A 19,397-nucleotide genomic window follows, 5' to 3' on the forward strand; every position below is an offset into this window, starting at 1 on the left:
CCGGGCCACCGCATGAGGGATGCCCGCGGATACGCCGGGAACGGATGAAGCTCTGCTTAGGACATGTCTGGGTGCTTCGTTCGGGATTGCCCTGCGGACACACCGCCTGGCCCCGTCATGGAAGCCGTGTTACCAAGTCCGGATTTGAGAATCCCGGACCCTCGAGTGTGCGGCCCTGGGAGGGAGTGCGAGAAACCGTCTTGACCGACGACCCTGCTCTGCATCTCGCCCCTGGCGGTCACACTGTCTTAACCTGTCGGTTCAATCAACCACTTTAGCGTATCCGGAACGCTTACGCCCACACCGGCCTGCACCGTCCTCCGGTGCCGGCGGCCCGGCCCCGGGTGTGGCACGCCCGCCCGGGCACACCGCGGGATCCCCGCACCGCGGGGCTCACGGTTAAGGTGGTGAACATGCTGAGCACGATGCACGACATTCCGATGTCGCTGACCAGGATACTTCGGTACGGCTCGACCGTTCACGGGTCCTCGACGGTCACGAGCTGGGACGACGGCGAACCCACCGCACTGACGTTCAGTGAGATCGGTTCCAGGGCCGCCGCCCTCGCCAACGCCCTCAGGGACGAACTCGACATCGATTCGGATCAGCGCATCGGCACATTAATGTACAACTGTGCCGAGCATCTTGAGACTCTCTTCGCGGTCAGCTGCATGGGGGCGGTGTTCAACCCCCTGAACAAGCAGCTAATGGACGACCAGATCGCCCACATCATCAACCACGCCGACGACCGGGTGATCATCGCGGACCCCAGGCTCCTCCCCGAACTGGGTCGGGTACTGGAGCACTGCCCGAGAGTGACGGATGTCGTCGTCACGGGATTGCGGGACATCGACTCACTCTCCCCGCACCTGCCCGGGCACATCCGGATCCATTCCTACGAATCTCTCATCGACGGACGATCCACGGTCTACGACTGGCCGGTGCTCGATGAACACACGGCGGCCGCGATCTGTTATTCGACCGGAACGACCGGCGCCCCGAAGGGGGTGGTCTACTCGCACCGGTCCATCTACCTGCACTCCATGAGCCTCCGGACCACGGACAGCTTCGCCGTCAGCCACGGCGTCCCCTTCCTCTGCTGCGTGCCGATCTACCACGTCCTGTCCTGGGGCGTTCCGATCTCCGCGTTCATGTCCGGGGCCCCGATGATCCTCCCGGGGCCGGACCTGTCCGCCCCCTCTCTCGCGAAGATCATCGCGACCACCCACCCCCGGGCGGCGTCCGGGGTACCCACCCTGTGGATCTCCCTCATGGTGCACTACCTGTCCAACCCGCCGGAGAGGATGAGTCTCCAGGAGATCTTCGCCGGTGGATCTCCGGTCCCGCCGGTCCTGATCAAGATGTGGGAGGAACGCTACGGCGTCGACGTCATCCACATCTGGGGTATGACGGAGACCTCCCCGATCGGCACTGTCGCCCGTCCACCGATGGGGGCGTCCGGCCAGACCCGCTGGACCTACCGGATCAGCCAGGGCCGGTTTCCGGCGTCCATCGAGTACCGGGTCGTAAACGAAGGCCGCGAGGTCACCGGAACCGACCGGAACCAGGGCGAGATCCAGGTTCGCGGAAACTGGGTCACCGCTTCCTACTACCACTCCCCCGAGGAGGACCAGGGGGGACTGGCGCGGAATTTCCGGGGCTCGGAGGTCGGGGATGCGGCCGACAAGTTCACGGATGACGGATGGCTGCGCACCGGCGATGTCGGTTCGGTCACGCGGGACGGCTTCCTCACCGTCGAGGACCGGGCGCGCGATGTGATCAGGTCCGGTGGCGAGTGGATCTACTCCGTACAGCTGGAGAACATGGTCATGGAGGCCGAGGAGGTCGTCGAGGCCGCGGTCATCGGCTATCCGGACGACAAGTGGGGCGAGCGACCACTCGCGGTCACCGTCCTGCATGAGGGCGTCGCCCCGGACCGTGGCACCGCCGAACGCCTCCGGGACAACCTGCGCGAGAAACTGCCCGCCTGGATGCTGCCCGAGTACTGGACCTTCGTCGACCAGATCGACCGCACCAGCGTGGACAAGTTCGACAAGAAGGACCTGCGGAAGCACCTGGCCGACGGAGACTTCGAGGTCATCCGGCTCAAGGGTCCCGGGGAGCGCTGACGGGGTCGGACCGACCGGGTCCGACGGAGCGCCCGCCGCCCTGTCCCGGGTGACCGGTGACAACCGGGTGAGTCCGGGCTAACATCGTGGAACAACGTCTGCAGCTCCGTCGAAAGGACCCCGATGAATCCCAGGGAAGAACTGCCGCTGACCGAAACGACGGGTTCCTGCGGTTGCGGTGAGCACGACGTGCCGGTCCCCGAGCTGGACGCAGCCGCGATCCCGCACGCCATCCGCCACGGAGCGATCCACGGGGCTCTGGGAGTGCTCCCCGTCGGAGGGGCGCTCGTACTAGTCGCCCCACACAATCCCGTGCCGCTGCTCAACGAGATCGCGGCCCGGGCGGAATCCTTCGACATGAGGTTCCTGGAACAGGGGCCGAACGAGTGGCGCATCAGATTCACCAGGATGGCCTGAGCCCGCACCAGGCCCGGACAGATTCCCCGGAACCGCCCCCTTGAGGGGCCGCACTGTGGCATCATGAGGTGATCTGCACGACAATGTGCGGTCGGTGTCATCCCCGTTCACAGATGAACGCACCGTGCGTGTTCGGCAGCGATGCCGGATCACGGTGCGGTACCACCGTGACGGGGACGGTACTCCACTCGGATCGTCCGGCACGTACCTGCCGGTGGAGGGATTTCAATCATGGCTACAGTGACCTTCGACAAGGCCAGCCGAATCTACCCGGGGGCCGATCATCCGGCCGTCGATGAACTTGATCTGCACATCGAGAACGGCGAGTTCCTCGTTCTCGTCGGGCCGTCCGGCTGCGGGAAATCCACCTCGCTCCGGATGCTCGCCGGTCTCGAGGACGTGAACTCGGGCCGTATCCTCATCGGCGACCGCGACGTCACCTCGGTGCTGCCGAAGGACCGGGACATCGCGATGGTCTTCCAGAACTACGCGCTCTACCCGCACATGACAGTCCGGGAGAACATGGGATTCGCCCTCAAGATCTCCAAGACACCGAAGGACGAGATCGCCCGTCGCGTGGATGAGGCCGCGGCGATCCTCGGACTCGAACCCTTCCTGGACCGGAAGCCCAAGGCGCTCTCCGGCGGCCAGCGTCAGCGCGTGGCCATGGGCCGCGCCATCGTCCGCAAGCCCCAGGTGTTCCTCATGGACGAGCCCCTGTCCAACCTCGACGCGAAGCTCCGCGTGCAGACCCGTACCCAGATCGCCTCGTTGCAGCGCAATCTCGGAGTCACCACGGTATACGTGACGCACGATCAGACGGAGGCCCTGACCATGGGCGACCGAATCGCCGTCCTCAAGGACGGAGTGCTCCAGCAGTGCGGCACGCCGCAGGACATGTACGACCGGCCGGTCAACAAGTTCGTGGCCGGATTCATCGGATCACCCGCGATGAACCTCGGGACGTTCCACGTCGACGGCGACGAGGCCCGACTCGGTTCCGCTGCGGTGCGGCTCCCGAGGGACACCGTCGCCGCCCTCACCGAAGCGGACGGCGGACGCATCACGATCGGTTTCCGCCCGGAGAGCCTCGAGGTCGTCAGCGAACAGGTGGGCACCACCATCCCGGTCGTCGTCGACCTCGTAGAGGAACTCGGCTCCGACGCCTACATCTACGGTCACCTCGCAGGTGCCGCAGATTCGGCGATCGGCTCGGGCCCGGACGACTCCGCCGATTCCCCCATCATCGTGCGGGTTTCTCCGCGTACCGCGCCGAAGCGCGGTGAGACGATCCACGTCCGGATCCGGGAGAACCAGCAGCACTGCTTCAGTGCGGCCACCGGCGAGCGGATCGCCTGACACCCCGGCCCCACGTACCGGGGAACGACGAAACGGGGTGGCCGGGTGCTCGATCGCTCCCGGTCACCCCGTTTTCGCCGTCTAGTCGACAGTGACCTCAACCGGCCCGGCGACCTCGAGTTCGTGGACGGCCAGGCCGTCGGCCCGTGCCTGATCGAGAATCTGCGGATCGACCGGTTCGGTCGACAGCACCATGACTGTGGGGCCCGCACCGGAAAGGTACGCGGGCCAGCCACGGTTGCGCAACCGGTTCACCCACTCGGCGGTCACGGGGAGGACGTCCGCCCGATACGGCTGGTGCAGACGGTCCCGGGTGCCCTCCCAGAGCAGCTCGGGATGGTGCTGGATCGCGACGGTCATCACGGCGCACCGGGAGACGTTGAATCGTGCGTCCATGTGGGTCACGTCGCTGGGGAGCACCCGGCGGACGGCCTGCGTCGAGGCGCGGAAGTCCGGGACCAGGGCGGTCGCCCGGATCCGAGCGTCCGCGGGGATCTGGACCGCGCGGTACTGCGGTTTCGTCGTACCGTCCACGGGAACCTCGGTCCAGCCGACGATGGCACTGCCGAGAACACTGGCCGCGGCGTTGTCGGGGTGCCCCTCGAAATCGCTGGCGAGCTGCACGACGGCGGCGTCGTCGAGCACGAAGCCGGCCAAACCGTTGGCCGCGGCAACACCGGCGACGGCGGCGGAGGCGGAGGAACCGAGTCCACGGGACTGCGGAATGGAGTTCCGGCAGGTGACCTTCAGTCCGGGTGCGGTGACGCCGGCGGCATTCAGTCCCGCCCGCACGGCACGGACCACCAGGTGCCGCTCGTCGAGGGGGACCTCCCCCGCGCCCTGGCCCTCGACGGTGACCTCGAGCCCGCATTCGGTGACCTCCACGTCGACGTGATCGTAGAGGCTGACCGCGAGCCCCAGGGTGTCGAAACCCGGGCCCAGGTTCGCTGAAGAAGCCGGCACGGTGACGTGCGCGGTTCTGCCGACGGGAAGTGCGGTGCTCACCGGGATCACGCCTTCAGACCGAGCGCCTCGACCACGGCGGCGGGGTCAACGTCGATCGGGGTCGGTTCCGGCATCTGCAGCAGTGCCGTCGTCGGGTCCTTGAGACCGTTGCCGGTGACGGTGCAGACGACGGTCTGGCCCGGCTCGAGCCAGCCTTCCTCGTGCGCCGCGAGAACACCGGCGACGGAGGAGGCGGACGCGGGTTCGACGAACACGCCCTCCTTTCCGGCGATGAGTCGGTAGGCCTCGAGGATCTTCTCGTCGGTGGCGGCCCGGAACACGCCCTCGGACTCGTCGCGGGCGGCGACGGCCGAGTGCCAGGACGCGGGGTTGCCGATCCGGATGGCGGTCGCGATGGTCTCCGGGTTGGTGACGGGTTCACCGTTGACGAGCGGCGCCGCGCCGGCGGCCTGGACTCCGAGCATCCGGGGGCTGCGGGTGGTCACGCCGTCGTTGAAGTACTCGGTGTAGCCCTTCCAGTAGGCGGTGATGTTGCCGGCGTTTCCGACGGGCAGCGCGTGGATGTGTGGTGCGTCTCCGAGGACGTCGGCGATCTCGAAGGCGGCGGTCTTCTGCCCCTCGATACGCATGGGGTTCACGGAGTTCACCAGGGCGATCTCCGGGTACTCGGTGGTGGTCTTCTGGACGAGCTCGAGGCAGTCGTCGAAGTTGCCGCGCACCTGGATGATCTCCGCGCCGTGCATGACAGCCTGGGCGAGCTTGCCCTGGGCGATCTTGCCCTCGGGGATCAGGACGGAGCACTTGATCCCCGCGCGGGTCGCGTAGGCGGCCGCCGATGCGGAGGTGTTGCCGGTGGAGGCGCACATGAGCACCTTCTTGCCGTTGGCGACGGCGTCGGTCACCGCGACGGTCATGCCACGGTCCTTGAAGGAGCCGGTCGGGTTGAGCCCCTCGACCTTGAGGTAGACGTCGCAGCCGGTGATCTCGGAGATGTGGTGGGCCTTCAGCAGCGGGGTGCCCCCCTCCTGGAGGGTGACGGCCTTCCATCCCGGGGCCACCGGCATGCGGTCGCGGTACGCCTCGATCAGTCCGGGCCAGCCGCGGTGGACGGGTTTGTGGGAGCTCATTGGATCATTCACCTTCCAGTCTAAGGACACTGTTGACGGTTTTAACTGCGTCGAGCTTCTTGAGCGTCTCGACTGTTTCGGACAGATCCGCTTCGCGTGCGGAGTGGGTCATGACGACGAGTCGCGCGGCGTCACCGCTCTCCTCCTGACGGACCGTGCGGAGCGATATCCCCGCATCGGAGAACACACGGGACACATCGGCGAGGACGCCGACGCGATCCTCCACCTCCATGTCGACGTGGTACCGGGTGGTAACCTCACCGAACTGCGCGACGGGAAGGTTCGCGTAGGTGGACTCTCCCGGTGCCCGACCGCCGTGGACCTTGTTACGGGCGGCGCCGACCAGATCACCGAGCACGGCTGATGCGGTCGGGGATCCACCTGCACCGTTGCCGTAGAACATGAGCCGACCCGCTGCCTCCGCTTCGACGAACACGGCATTGAAGCTCTTGGTCACACTGGCCAGCGGGTGATCCCGCGGGACGAGCGTCGGATGGACCCTGGCCGAGACCTTCGTGACACCGTCGTCGCCGGTGATGCGCTCGCAGATCGCCAGCAGCTTGATCGTGTACCCGGCGGAACGGGCGGCCTCGATGTCACGGGCGGTGATGGAGGAGATGCCCTCACAGTGGACATCTTCGTAGGTCACACGCGTGTGGAACGCCAGCGAAGCGAGGATCGCAGCCTTGGATGCCGCATCATGGCCCTCGACATCGGCGGTCGGATCAGCTTCCGCATAGCCGAGCCGGGTGGCCTCGGCGAGCATGTCGTCGTAGGACGCACCCGTCGCATCCATCGCGTCGAGGATGAAGTTCGTGGTCCCGTTGACGATGCCCGCAACCGATTCGACGCGATCACCGGCGAGCGAACGCCGCAGCGGCCCGACGACGGGGATCGCGGCTGCCACCGCAGCCTCGAAGTAGAGGTCCACTTTCGCTGCGTCTGCCGCCTCCGCGAGTTCGGCGGAGTGGGCGGCCACAAGGGCTTTGTTCGCTGTGACGACCGACTTCCCCGCTCTGAGTGCGGCGAGCACGAGTTCACGGGGGTAGTCGATTCCGCCGATGACCTCGACGACGATGTCGACATCATCACGCCGGATCAGCCCCATGGCGTCCGTGGTGAGCAGATCCTCGTCAACGGAACCGCGGTGCTTGGCGACATCGCCGACCGCTACGCCCTTGATCTCGAGTGGGCCACCGACCCTGTGGGTGAACTCATCCGAGTTCTCCCGGAGAAGGCGGAATACCTCACTGCCGACGGTTCCGTGGCCGAGGAGAGCCACGCCCACCGGGCTGCCCTCCCCCTTGCCTGGGTTGTAGGTTGGCTGGTCATTGACGGTCATGGTGCTCCATGTGGGATCTCGTGAGTGTGTTCTGCCGTATTCTCCCGGCGCAGCATGTTCGACTTCACCGGGGGACAACGCACCCGAAAACAACTCTCGGGTGTCTGGCCGTACCAAGCCATCATAGACAGACTGTTCCGGATGCTTCACCGGCGGACCTCCCATCCGTCGATCCCCCTGTTCCCATTGCCCGGAAACGAAATACCTCCGACAAAACAACCGGTGAGGCCACCGCCCCGGCCGGACCCACCGGAGAAACGTGAAGTGATTCGACACATTCCGCCGACTTCGACCCACAGACACCGCTCCGACATCTAGACCATCGGTTTCCATGGTTAAAGTAGATTGACACCATCTCCGGAAAGATTATCTTTTAACAGAAGGCCCATTCACCTGCGAAAACTCTAAATGGGAAGTACCCCATCAGTAACAGTTCGGATAATTTGGTGAGAGCTCCTATTTTCAACGGAACAACACGCTAACATTAACTTCACCCGTCCGAACATTCCCGAGGGTCGCCCACTCCTGATTCAACAAATCGGGAGAATTACATGGATGCTCCGCCGAATGTTTCCCTCGGGTCCACGCCTGTCCAGACAGGACATGCTGACCACCATCCCTGAACTGAGGAGTATCTCAATGAATTCCAACCGCCTCCGCCGTGGCATCATCGCCACCGCAACGTCCGTCGCCCTCATCGCCGGCGGCACCTCGGTAGCAGCCGCCGCCGACAACACCAGCTCCGACACGAGCACCATCGGCGCTCTCCAGAGTGCAGCCACCAACCCGCAGGCCACCGGATCAGCTCTTCAGGGATCGGCCCTGGGCGCCGGAGTTCTGGGATCCGTCATCCACCTGGCCATCTGGGGTGCCATCGTCGCCGGCATCTACAACTTCGCCGTCTCCCAGCACGTGATCCAGGGTCAGCCGATCACCATTCCGCTCCCCCGCTAGAAGTTGAGCGCCGTAGTGCGCTCTCCGCAGCCGGATGGTGGACGTTTCAGCTCCACCATCCGGTTTTCTGTGGATCAGACCCGGCGTGGGACCGCATACGACACATTTTCTCGACCGCACTGACCTGCACGTTCAACGAATTCCGAAGATTATCTCTGTTTTTCCCCCCGTTTACGTAATGCTCAGCCGTACGTACCGATAGTGTCTCTGTACGCAGCGCAACCGATTCTCTCGGTCGCACCGTAGGCAATCAGCTTTCTCAATCTTTCGCGTTCAGCCCGACCGACAGGTCGATCTACCGCCCCCATACAGGAGACACTCTTCATGATGAACCGCCGCTTCACATCCGCCGCAATCGCGGCCGCAGCTTCCTTCGCCCTGCTCGCCGGGACCGGCTCCGCCGTCGCCAATGAGGGCGACGCCACCGTCCACGCCAACACCAACAGCAGCGGTTCCTCCGTGAAGGCCGGCGCCGAGGTCGACACCGACAAGGACAAGGGCTCCTCCACCGAGGACGTCACCGCCAAGATCAAGGACACCCTCGGCTCCTCCAAGGCCAACGACGACGCCGACAAGAAGGACGGCTCTTCCGTCGACGACGTCACCGCCAAGATCAAGAACCTCCTCGGCTCCTCCGCCGAGAAGGAAGCCGGCTCCAACGCCAACGGTGGCTTCAAGCTGGTTCTCGGCCTCGGCGCTCTCGCCCTCGTCTTCAGCTTCGCCTACAACTGGGCCGTTCAGAATCACCTGATCGCCCCCCTGTTCCGCTAGGAACCGACCGCCGTCCCGTTTCGGGGCCGGCAACACCGCCCCACGGCCCGTTTACGTGCCGTGGGGCGGTTCTTCATTTTCCCGGACAGTAGTGACGGGAAATCCGGACGAAAGGGTTACCGCGTCCAGGTACTCGAACGGGCAGTGTCCGGATCACAGTGTCGGGCCGCAGAGCCCGGTCCGGCCACCCCATCCACGGCCGAAGGACCCGGTTCCGACCGCCCGGGACTGCTGGCTTTCCGCAGTGTGAACACCGAAACCCCGGACGGATACTTGGTTCAGGTACACGTCCGGGGTTTCGTTTCAAATGCACTTCCGGAACAAGCCAATCCGGCGAGTTCCGGGCGGGAGACCTCGTCTCCTAGTTGTTGATCTCGGAGCTCTTCTCCTCGTTGTCGATCTCGGAGCTCTTCTCCTCGTAGATTTCGGTGCCGACCCTGTCGAGGCACTCGTCACGCTCTTCGGCGGTCGGGAGCTGGTTGCACTCGTTGATCTTCTGGATGTTCTCCTCACCGACGAAGTCCTCGGCGACTTTGAGCACGAACACGCTGAGAACGACGCTCAGCACGATCGCCACGACGGAGAGGATGACGGCGGCGATGGACATCCCCTTGCCGTTCTTGGGGAGATTGATCTTACCGGCCTTGACGATGCCGATGATGCCGAGCACGATACCCGCGAGCGCCAGGAGCCAGTTGAGCAGCGGAACCCAGCAGAGCACGATGGCGAAGATGGAGACCCCCAGCGCCCACGGTGCGATGGCGTTCTTCGCGGGGGCGGGGGAGGCGCCGGGGTATCCACCGTAGATGGCCCCCTGATAGGCGCCACCGTCCTGAGGGTAGCCGCCACCGGGCGGGATGTTGTTTCCGGGATCATTCGGTGTCGTCATGGAGAAAGCTCTTTTCTGTCTGTTCCGTGGGCTGTTGCGAGTTCCGGCGCGGCATCCGCCGCGCCGGTCACCACCGGGACACGGCGCTAGGTCTAGCCCCGCCCCACCGATACGGCTGTGGTGCCCGGCCAGTTTACGTAACCCGACCCCCACGGACAACACCCGTCACCGTCTCAGAAGGATCCGTCCTCGAGGGAGAGAAAATCGTCCAGGGTCTCCCGTCGCAGCATGAGCCGTGACCGTCCCGAACGGACCGTGACCACAGCCGGGCGCGTGAACATGTTGTACCGGGAGCTCATCGCGTAGCAGTACGCACCAGTTCCGGCGATCGCGAGCAGATCGCCGGCGGCGATGTCATCCGGGTAGGTGACGTCACTCAGCAGGATGTCACCTGATTCGCAGTGGGAACCGACGACCCTGGTCGAGATTCCCTCACCGTCGACGAAGCGGTTCACCACGCGTCCCTCGTACTCCGCCTGGTAGAGGGCCGGGCGGATGTTGTCGCTCATTCCACCGTCGACGGACAGGTAGCGGCGCGTGGAGTCCTGGGCGGTGTGGACGTCCTTGACGGTACCGACGGTGTACACCGTGACCGTCGATGGTCCGGCGATCGCCCGACCGGGCTCCACGAGCAGTTCCGGCGTGGCGAGGCCCAGGGACTCCGCGTGCGCGTGGACCTCCCGGATGAGATTCGCGGCGACACCCGAAACGTCAAGGGGCTCCTGACCATCCGTGTATGCGATACCGTATCCGCCACCGAGGTCGAGAATTGAGACAGCGGCGGAGGCCGTCTCCCGGTCGAGGTCACGCTTCAGCTGCCCCATCAGACCGAGCAGGCGTTCGGCGGCGAGGGAGAATCCGTGGGCGTCAAAGACCTGGGAACCGACGTGGCAGTGCAATCCGACCAATTTCAGGTTCGCGGCGTCGACGGCCGCGAGGCATGCCGCGTGTGCGGACCCCGAGGCCAGTGAGAAGCCGAATTTCTGATCCTCGTGGCTGGTGGCGATGAATTCGTGGGTGTGTGCCTCGATGCCGGGTTTGACCCGCACGAGCACCTCCTGGTCCACCCCCTCCTCCACCGCGATGGCGGAGAGCCTGCCGATCTCCTCGGCGCAGTCGAGGACGACATGCCCGACACCGGCGGTGACGCTCGCGCGGAGAAGTTCGTCCGACTTGTTGTTGCCGTGCACGGTGATGCGGGACGCCGGGAAGTCCGCCGCGAGAGCGACCTGCAGCTCTCCCAGGGAGGCGACGTCGAGGGAGAGCCCCTCCTCGTCGATCCACCGGGCGATCGTTCGGGTGAGGAACGCTTTGGAGGCGTAGTGGACGTTGCGTCCCCCACCGAAAGCATCGGCCATGTCGCGGCACCGGGACCGGAAGTCATCCTCGTCCACGACGAATACGGGTGTCCCGTAGGTTTCGGCGATCTCCGGTAGGGGGACCCCCGCGATGGTCACGACCCCGTCATCCTGACGCCGGGCGTTCCGGGGCCAGACATGTGCCGGGAGCCCGTTGAAGGCTTCGGCGACATCTGGATTGACGCGCGGGGACGTATCGGTCAGGGCTGCGCGCTTCTCGACGGAGTCGAATGCGCCGTCGGCTATTCCGGCGATCGCCCGACGCTCGAGCGACGGTTCCTTTCGGTGGCTCATCTACATCCGCTCCGGCGCTGTGACGCCGACGAGGCGCAGGGCGTTGGCGAGGGTCTGGCGGGTTGCCGCCGCGAGTGCGAGTCGTGCGCGGTGGACCGGTTCGGTCTGTTCTCCACCGCGGGGCAGGATCTGGCACGTGTCGTAGAAACGGTGGAAGGTCCCCGCGAGCTGTTCCGCGTACCGGGCTATCCGGTGCGGTTCCCGGAGTTCCGCCGCGGCGGTCACCACCGCGGGGAATTCGCCGAGGGTGCGGATGAGGTCGCCTTCCCTGGGCTGGGTGAGCAGCGAGAGGTCCGCGCCAGCATGGTCGACCCCGATCTCGGCGGCTTTCCTGGCGATCGAGCAGAGGCGGGCGTGTCCGTACTGGACGTAGTAGACGGGGTTGTCACTGGACTGGGAGGACCAGAGATCCATGTCGATGTCGAGGGTGGAGTCGACGGAGGAACGAATCAGAGCGTAGCGGGCCGCGTCGACGCCGATGGCCTCGACGAGATCGTCGAGGGTGATGACGGTGCCCGCACGCTTGGACATCTTCTTCACTTCACCGTCCTTGACCAGGCTGACCATCTGACCGATCATCACCTCGACGCTGTCCGGATCGTAACCCAGCGCTGCCGCGGATGCCTTGAGCCGGGCGATGTACCCGTGATGGTCCGCACCCAGCATGTAGATGCACAGGTCGTGGCCGCGTTCGATCTTGTCCACGACGTAGGCGATGTCGCCCGCGATGTAGGCGGCGTCACCGTCGGACTTGATGACGACGCGGTCCTTGTCGTCACCGAACGCGGAGGACCTCAGCCACCAGGCGCCATCGGACTCGTAGAGGTTGCCGTTCTCCTTGAGCATGTCGATGGCCCGTGCCACCGCCCCGGATTCGAACAGGGAGTTCTCGTGGAAGAACACATCGAAGTCGGTGCCGAACTCGTGGAGGGAACTCTTGATGTGGGCGAACATCATGTCCACCCCGCGGGACCGGAAGGTCTCCTGTACCGTCGCGGGGTCCTGCTCGAGAACATCCGGGACATCCGCTTTCACGGCGTCGGCGATCTCACCGATGTAAGCACCGCCGTATCCGTCCTCGGGGGTCGGCTCCCCCTTCGCCGCTGCGACGAGCGACCGGGCGAACCTGTCGATCTGGGTGCCGTGATCGTTGAAGTAGTACTCACGGGTGACGGTCGCGCCGCAGGCCGTGAGGATTCGACCCAGTGAATCGCCGACCGCGGCCCAGCGGGTTCCACCGAGGTGGATCGGACCCGTGGGGTTGGCGGAGACGAATTCGAGATTGATGCGGCGCCCGGCGACGATGTCGCCGTTTCCGTAGGCTTCCCCGGCCTCGAGGATCTCCTCTACGATCTTGCCCTGCGCGTCCGCGGCCAGCCGGATGTTGATGAAGCCGGGGCCGGCCACGGTGGCTTCCGCGATGGCGTCGCATTCAGCGAGAGCGGCGACGAGCCAGGTAGCGAACTCGGGTGGATTGGTCCCCACCTTCTTCGCCGTCTGCATGGCGACGTTCGTGGCGTAATCACCGTGCTCGGGATTGCGGGGTCGTTCGACGGTGGCCTGCTCCGGGAGGAGTGAGGAGTCGAGGCCACGGTCGTCCAGCACGCCGATGGCGGTGGTCTTGATGAGGGAGGCGAGGTCTGTTGGAGTCACGGTCAGTCATGCTATCAGCCCACCTGACACGATCCGCGGGGTCTTGGGACAATCCGGTGACCGAACCCCGTCGGCCACCGCGAGACCCCCGCGGACCGGGAATCCCCGGAGACCGGGCCCCCGCCCGGCGAACCCGACTGGCGGTCGGAGATTCCGGAGGACCAACGCCATCCGTACTGAAGGGACCGCCCGCCCGGATACCCCTCAAAGGGGGTTAATGCATCTCCATTCGGATCCATTCCACCAGACAGGTTCAGTATTCGAACATGACAACCACCCCCGCAGTCACCCTACAGTGAGAATCAGGCCAGGACCGCACACCGGGCCGAATCCCGCCCGGACACCTCACACAGGGAGCTCGGCATCCTTCGCCCATTGACCCCAGACGACAGCCACGCCCGGGTGGATGAAACCTCTCCGCAGAGCCAGCCAGGAACGAGAACGACCGCTCCACCCACTGACACTACTCACCCCCGGGGGTGGGTAGTGTCACAGATCCTCCTTAAGACAAAGCTAAAACTGACTACGGGTAAAACCAGTCACCTCAGTGCACGGATACCGCGGATGACGCCCACACCAACCCCCTTCACAGACATTCCACCCGGCACTGACTTCCGAATCACATCATCTTTCTGCACGATTCCCCAAAATCGGCCCGAATACCCCCTTAGGATTCATAGAGACTCACCGTGGCTTGTGTCTGCACCACAGACTTGATCGATTCGGCACAGTCCGATCCGCCACGGACACACCACGAATCACAAGGAGGTCCCATGAGGGATTTCACAATTCTCACCAATGCGGTGGGCGGAAGCCTGGGACTCTCGGCTGCCGTCGCCACCATCCCGCTCCTGACATTCTTCGCGATGCTGATCTTCGTCAAGGCAAGGGCGCACACCGCCGCACTCGTCGCACTGCTGGCATCCCTGATCGTCGCGGTCGTGGGCTTCAAGATGCCTGCCATCCTGGCGGTGGCCTCGGCTTTCCGTGGTGGTGTGTTCGGACTCTTCCCGATCGTTTGGGTCATCGTCATGGCTCTCTGGTTCTACGAGGTGACGGTCGTGTCAGGCCGCTTCGAGGATCTGCGCAGAACATTCGACCGCCTGGGAGCGGGGGACATCCGCATCCAGGCGATCCTGATCGCCTTCTGTTTCGGTGGTCTCCTCGAGGCGCTGGCCGGATTCGGTGCCCCCGTGGCGATCACCGCCACGATGATCCTCGCGCTCGGCGTGAAGCCCCTGAAGGCCGCTGTCGTCGTCCTCCTCGCGAACACCGCCCCGGTCGCATTCGGTGCCGTGGCCATTCCGATCACCACCGCCGGCGCCGTCGCTGGGAGGACCACGGAGCAGACGGAGAACATCGCCGCGATCGTCGGCCACCAAGCTCCCTTCCTGGCGTTCTTCGTCCCGATCATCCTCCTGTTCATCCTGGACGGGATCAAGGGAATACGCGACGCATGGGTCCCCGCCGTCGTCATCGGTTTCTCCTTCGGAATCGCCCAGTGGGCCACCTCGAACTTCTTCGCCTACCAGCTCACCGACGTCGTCGCCTGCATCTTCTCCCTCGGTGTCGCCGTCGCATTCCTGCGCTTCTGGTCCCCGCGCGGCGTGCCTGCCATGCGTAAGCGACTCGGGGTCGGCGAGATCAAGGCCACCGAGGAACTGCCCGCCCGCCGCATCTGGATGGCGCTCATGCCCTACGCCGTCGTCACGGTGATCTTCGGAATCGCCAACCTCGGGAAGACGATTCCCGATGCGTTGAACGCCGCATCCGTCACATTCGACTGGCCCCTGTTGTCCGACCGACTGCTCACCGCGGAGGGTACCCCGGTGAAGTCCGCTTACACCTTCGCCTGGCTGTCGAACCCGGGCACACTGCTGTTGATCTCCGGGCTCGTGGTCACGCTGCTCTACTCGATCTTCAACGAGGGCGGCAGGTACCGCATCACCTTCGCCGGCGCGTTCTCCGCGATGGCGCACTGCATGGTGAAGATGCGGTGGGCAGCACTCACCATCGCCGCGGTCCTGGCACTCGCGTACGTGATGAACTTCTCCGGGCAGACCGTCGCGATCGGCCAGTTCGTCGCCTCCCTCGGCGCCGTCTACGGCTTCCTCGCACCGACACTGGGATGGGTCGGCACCGCCGTCACCGGCTCCGACACCTCCGCGAATGCCTTGTTCGGAAAGATGCAGGTCACAGCGGCGGAAGGTGCAGGCTACAACCCCGACCTGATGCTCGCGGCAAATACCACGGGCGGAGTCGTCGGAAAGATGATCTCCCCGCAGTCGCTGGCCATCGCCGCAACCGCGGTGTCCATCGACGGCAACGAGGCCGACAGCCCCAAGGAATCCGACATCTTCAAGGCGGTCGTGCCCTGGTCCATCATCATGCTCTTCGCCGTCTGCTGCCTGGTGTTCCTGCAGACGAACGTCCTGAGCTTCCTCGTCGCGACTGTCGGATAGCCACCCCCGACAGCCACATCCCGATGCCCCGCTACGCCACTCCCCTCCCACGGGACCGTGCGTATCGGGGCAGCGGTGTCTTTACGCATAAAAGTACCCGAAATTGGTTCGATCCGGTTTCCTCTGATCCCTTCGGACAAATAGTCGGCTAAATGGATTCGGAGATACAGGTCGGCAGGAATATCCGTTTTGCTGCGAATATGGACAATGCCAAACGGCGAAACAGCGGAATCACAGCAGAAACGGGTGCGTGCAAATGCCCGAAATAATGGTTGCGACCTGCGAAGTTATCGGCGGAGGGCGCTCCAACCGCGTAACGCGGTGGAACCGCGGGGCACACCGGTTTCAGCCGACCCGAAACCACCGGAAGGAGTATCGTGGAAACTATCAGTCCTGCCGCCACATTCACCCACGACGGTTTAGGCAAGGCTTCACTTAATTAAACAGCCCAACAACAGCGAGGAGCACCCATGCGTGTCGCTCTCTTCTCAACCTGCATCGGGGACGCGATGTTCCCGGACGCGGTCAAGGCCACCGCTGTGGTCATCTCACGCCTCGGGCACGAGGTCGTATTCCCCCCGGAGCAGACCTGCTGCGGCCAGATGCACGTCAACACCGGCTACCAGCGTGAAGCGGTTCCACAGATCGAGAACTACGTCGACGCCTTCTCCGACCCGTCCATCGACTGCGTCGTCGCCCCCTCAGGTTCCTGCACGGGCGCCGTCCGGGAGCAGCACGTGCACGTCGCCAAGCGATACGGCAAGAAGGGGTTGGCGGACGCCGCCCAGAAGACCGCCGACAAGACCTACGATCTCTCGGAATTCCTCATCGACGTCGCCGGAGTCGATCAACTCGGGGCATTCTTCCCCCACCGGGTCACCTACCACTCGACCTGCCACTCGCTCCGCTTCCTCAAGGTCGGTGACCGTCCGCTCCGGCTGCTCCGCAACGTCGAGGGAATCGACCTCGTCGAATTGCCCCACGCGGACGAATGCTGCGGCTTCGGCGGCACATTCTCCGTGAAGAACGCCCACACCTCGGCGGCGATGGTCGCCGACAAGGTACGCAACATCCGCGACACCCGGGCAGAGTACGTCACCGCCGGCGACGCCTCCTGCCTGATGAACATCGGTGGGTCACTCTCCCGGCAGCAGTCGGGAGTGCGGGCCCTCCACATGGCGGAGATTCTCGCGTCCACGAAGCAGCATCCGTGGCAGCCCGACTCCGCGATCTACTCGAAGGAGGCCATGCTGTGACCACGCTCCTCGGAACCCCGAAGATGCCGCCCCGCGCCCCGAAGGGAGTCGGACACCTCCGCGGCACCCAGAGCTTCACCAAGGCTGCGGAGACCGAACTCGACAACGCCACCCAGCGCCGCAACCTGCACAAGGCGACCCACACCATCCGCGACAAGCGGATGCAGGTCATCACCGAGATCGACGACTGGGAGCGACTCCGAGAAGCGGGCTCGCACATCAAACGCGATGTCATGGCACGCATGCCGGAACTGCTCGAACAGTTCGAACAGACGGTGACCGCCCGCGGCGGACACGTGCACTGGGCACGGGACGCCAACGAGGCCGGTGCCATCGTCACCGAGCTGGTCAAGCAGACCGGCGAAACCAACGTCGTCAAGATCAAGTCCATGGCGACCATGGAGATCGGCCTGAACGACCAGCTCCGCGAAGCGGGGATCTCCGCACGGGAGACCGACCTCGCCGAGCTGATCGTGCAGCTCGGACACGACACCCCGAGCCACATCCTCGTTCCGGCGATCCACCGGAACCGCGCCGAGATCAGAGACATCTTCGTCCGGGAGATGCCCACCACCGACGAGACCCTGTCCACGGAACCCGCCGAACTAGCCGAGGCGTCGCGACTTTTCCTCCGGGAACAGTTCATGCGCGCCAAGGTCGCCATCTCCGGGGCGAACTTCGGTGTCGCGGAGACCGGCACCGTCGCCATCGTCGAGTCCGAGGGCAACGGCCGGATGTGCCTCACACTGCCCGAGACCCTCATCAGCGTCATGGGCATCGAGAAGCTCCTGCCGACCTTCCGTGACTTCGAGGTGTTCCTGCAGCTGCTCCCCCGGTCCTCCACCGGCGAGCGGATGAACCCCTACACCTCGCTGTGGTCGGGCGTCACCGAAGGTGATGGACCGCAGAACTATCACATCGTGCTCATCGACAACGGTCGGACCGCCGCACTGGCCAACGAGATCGGCCGCGAGGCCCTCAAGTGCATCCGCTGCTCGGCCTGCCTCAACGTCTGTCCCGTCTACGAGCGCGCCGGCGGTCACGCCTACGGCTCGACGTACCCGGGCCCGATCGGCGCGATCCTGACCCCGCAGCTGACCGGTATCGACTCCTCCGACGACCCGAATGCCTCCCTGCCCTACGCCTCCTCACTGTGCGGCGCCTGCTACGAGGCCTGCCCGGTGAAGATCGACATCCCCTCCGCGCTGCTGGAGCTGCGGCACCAGAAGATCGAGGGGCACAAGCCGAAGATCGAGGGCGTCATCATGGGTGCCATGGGACTCGCCTTCGGAAACCGACACATCTGGAACGCCGCGACCCACCTGGTGTTCCTCGGCCGGATCCTCGGCGGCTTCGACGGACGGATCACCCACCTGCCGAGCTTCCTCGCCGGCTGGACCGACGTCCGCGACACATGCGTACCACCCAAGAAGTCGTTCCGTCAGTGGTTCGACACCGATGAGGCCCGGGAGCTACTCGCCGAAGCGCGGCGCACCGGCATACCCGGCTCCGAGCACGCCGCCTCCGGCGACGAGAACGGGGAGGAGAACTGATGTCCACCGATACCCGCAGCGCGTTGGATCGCTCGACGAATGCGGCCGCGAAAAAGGAGATCCTGAAGCGGATCAGGAACGCCCACAAACTCGCGAACACCGCCCCCGGCCCGGTGGAGGTCCCCCGCGAGTACAACTTCGAACCCGACATGGACTGGCCCGAGATCAAGGAGATCCTGATCGACCGGCTCCTCGATTACAAGGCCATCGTCGAGGAGAGCATACCGGACAAGGTCGGCGACACGATCACCTCGATCCTCAGGGATCGGGGCGCGCACACGGTCCGCTACGCCGAAGGCCTCGACGCCGAACTGTTCTCGGGTTTCGACGGTGACGCCGGGCCCGACGACTGGGACACCGACCCCCGGCTTCTCAACGAGGTCGACGTGGTCGTCACCGACAGCAGGGTCACCTCGGCGCAGACCGGCACGATCTGCCTGGAAACCGGCCCCGAATGCGGACGCCGTGCCCTGACCCTCGTCCCGGACTGCCACATCTGCATCGTGCGCCGCGACAGCGTCGTCTACGGAATCCCCGCGATGATCGAGCGCCTGGATCGCCGCCAGCCGATCACGATGATCTCCGGCCCGTCCGCGACCTCGGACATCGAACTCAGTCGCGTTGAGGGGGTTCACGGCCCCCGCACGCTGATCGTCGTGATCGTCGACTGAGCGTTCGACCGGAACTGCGACGGTCTGATACCGGGTGCCCCGACGGGGTACCCGGTATCTGTCACTCTCCGCAGGCATCACCCCGGCCCGTCAACGGCCCACGTCCGTTCCGTGCCCCGGCGCACCGCGATCGCCCCCACTCCCGGAGAGACCGTCGAACCTGATCCCGTGGCGGACACCGGGGTGTCCGCTCGTC

15 protein-coding genes are annotated in these 19,397 nt (G+C 65.0%); 9 read left to right on the top strand and 6 right to left on the bottom strand.

The genetic code is table 11. The annotated features are described in order from the left end of the window. Nucleotides 1–413 precede the first annotated feature (413 nt). The 3 genes from JDV75_RS00925 (at nt 414) to JDV75_RS00935 (ending at nt 3,905) form a co-directional block, all read left to right on the top strand. Nucleotides 414–2,129, top strand: coding sequence for a long-chain fatty-acid--CoA ligase (locus tag JDV75_RS00925; protein ID WP_198737380.1), 1,716 nt, complete (start codon nt 414–416; stop codon nt 2,127–2,129). 123 nt (nt 2,130–2,252) lie between these two features. After that, complete coding sequence (locus JDV75_RS00930; protein WP_198737381.1) at nt 2,253–2,546, top strand: DUF2249 domain-containing protein; 294 nt, start codon at nt 2,253–2,255, stop codon at nt 2,544–2,546. Nucleotides 2,547–2,777: 231 nt separating this feature from the next. Next, nucleotides 2,778–3,905, top strand: a complete 1,128-nt coding sequence (locus JDV75_RS00935; protein ID WP_198737382.1) for an ABC transporter ATP-binding protein — start codon at nt 2,778–2,780, stop codon at nt 3,903–3,905. Between the two features lie 81 nt (nt 3,906–3,986). Here JDV75_RS00935 and thrB read toward each other — a convergent pair whose 3' ends face one another. The 3 genes from thrB to JDV75_RS00950 are packed head-to-tail and all read right to left on the bottom strand — an operon-like array spanning nt 3,987 to nt 7,340. After that, a complete protein-coding gene (gene thrB, locus JDV75_RS00940) occupies nt 3,987–4,910 on the bottom strand; it encodes a homoserine kinase (RefSeq protein ID WP_198737383.1) in 924 nt (307 codons plus the stop codon). Between the two features lie 5 nt (nt 4,911–4,915). Next, nucleotides 4,916–5,998: a threonine synthase gene (gene thrC / locus JDV75_RS00945; RefSeq protein ID WP_198737384.1), complete on the bottom strand. Its 1,083-nt coding sequence runs from the start codon at nt 5,996–5,998 to the stop codon at nt 4,916–4,918. Between the two features lie 4 nt (nt 5,999–6,002). Then, nucleotides 6,003–7,340, bottom strand: coding sequence for a homoserine dehydrogenase (locus JDV75_RS00950; RefSeq protein ID WP_198737385.1), 1,338 nt, complete (start codon nt 7,338–7,340; stop codon nt 6,003–6,005). A 639-nt stretch (nt 7,341–7,979) separates the two neighbouring features. Here JDV75_RS00950 and JDV75_RS00955 point away from each other — a divergent pair. Then, nucleotides 7,980–8,294 carry a hypothetical protein gene (locus JDV75_RS00955; protein ID WP_198737386.1) on the top strand — a complete coding sequence of 105 codons (315 nt, stop codon included), beginning with the start codon at nt 7,980–7,982 and terminating at the stop codon, nt 8,292–8,294. A gap of 324 nt (nt 8,295–8,618) precedes the next feature. Next, complete coding sequence (locus JDV75_RS00960) at nt 8,619–9,065, top strand: hypothetical protein (RefSeq protein ID WP_198737387.1); 447 nt, start codon at nt 8,619–8,621, stop codon at nt 9,063–9,065. Between the two features lie 361 nt (nt 9,066–9,426). Here JDV75_RS00960 and JDV75_RS00965 read toward each other — a convergent pair whose 3' ends face one another. The 3 genes from JDV75_RS00965 to argS all read right to left on the bottom strand — a co-directional run bounded on the left by JDV75_RS00965 (nt 9,427) and on the right by argS (nt 13,259). Next, nucleotides 9,427–9,954 carry a DUF4190 domain-containing protein gene (locus tag JDV75_RS00965; protein WP_198737388.1) on the bottom strand — a complete coding sequence of 176 codons (528 nt, stop codon included), beginning with the start codon at nt 9,952–9,954 and terminating at the stop codon, nt 9,427–9,429. 173 nt (nt 9,955–10,127) lie between these two features. Further along, nucleotides 10,128–11,606 (bottom strand): diaminopimelate decarboxylase, encoded by a 1,479-nt coding sequence (gene lysA / locus JDV75_RS00970; protein WP_198737389.1) that lies wholly within the window; start codon nt 11,604–11,606, stop codon nt 10,128–10,130. Then, the gene (gene argS / locus JDV75_RS00975; protein ID WP_198737390.1) at nt 11,607–13,259 is read right to left on the bottom strand and encodes an arginine--tRNA ligase; all 1,653 of its coding nucleotides are present in this window, start codon (nt 13,257–13,259) and stop codon (nt 11,607–11,609) included. Nucleotides 13,260–14,032: 773 nt separating this feature from the next. Here argS and JDV75_RS00980 point away from each other — a divergent pair. From JDV75_RS00980 to JDV75_RS00995, 4 genes are all read left to right on the top strand, one after another. Further along, nucleotides 14,033–15,721 carry an L-lactate permease gene (locus tag JDV75_RS00980; protein ID WP_198737391.1) on the top strand — a complete coding sequence of 563 codons (1,689 nt, stop codon included), beginning with the start codon at nt 14,033–14,035 and terminating at the stop codon, nt 15,719–15,721. A gap of 470 nt (nt 15,722–16,191) precedes the next feature. Beyond that, nucleotides 16,192–16,977 carry a (Fe-S)-binding protein gene (locus tag JDV75_RS00985; RefSeq protein WP_198737392.1) on the top strand — a complete coding sequence of 262 codons (786 nt, stop codon included), beginning with the start codon at nt 16,192–16,194 and terminating at the stop codon, nt 16,975–16,977. Beyond that, nucleotides 16,974–18,530 carry an LUD domain-containing protein gene (locus JDV75_RS00990; RefSeq protein ID WP_198737393.1) on the top strand — a complete coding sequence of 519 codons (1,557 nt, stop codon included), beginning with the start codon at nt 16,974–16,976 and terminating at the stop codon, nt 18,528–18,530. The genes JDV75_RS00985 and JDV75_RS00990 overlap by 4 nt, the downstream gene beginning before the upstream one ends. Next, entirely contained in the window at nt 18,530–19,201 is a 672-nt protein-coding gene (locus JDV75_RS00995) for a LutC/YkgG family protein (protein WP_198737394.1), read from the top strand. The genes JDV75_RS00990 and JDV75_RS00995 overlap by 1 nt, the downstream gene beginning before the upstream one ends. Nucleotides 19,202–19,397: the final 196 nt, after the last annotated feature.

Source organism: Corynebacterium meridianum (genome assembly GCF_016342265.1).
GTDB classification, from domain to species: Bacteria; Actinomycetota; Actinomycetes; order Mycobacteriales; family Mycobacteriaceae; genus Corynebacterium; species Corynebacterium meridianum.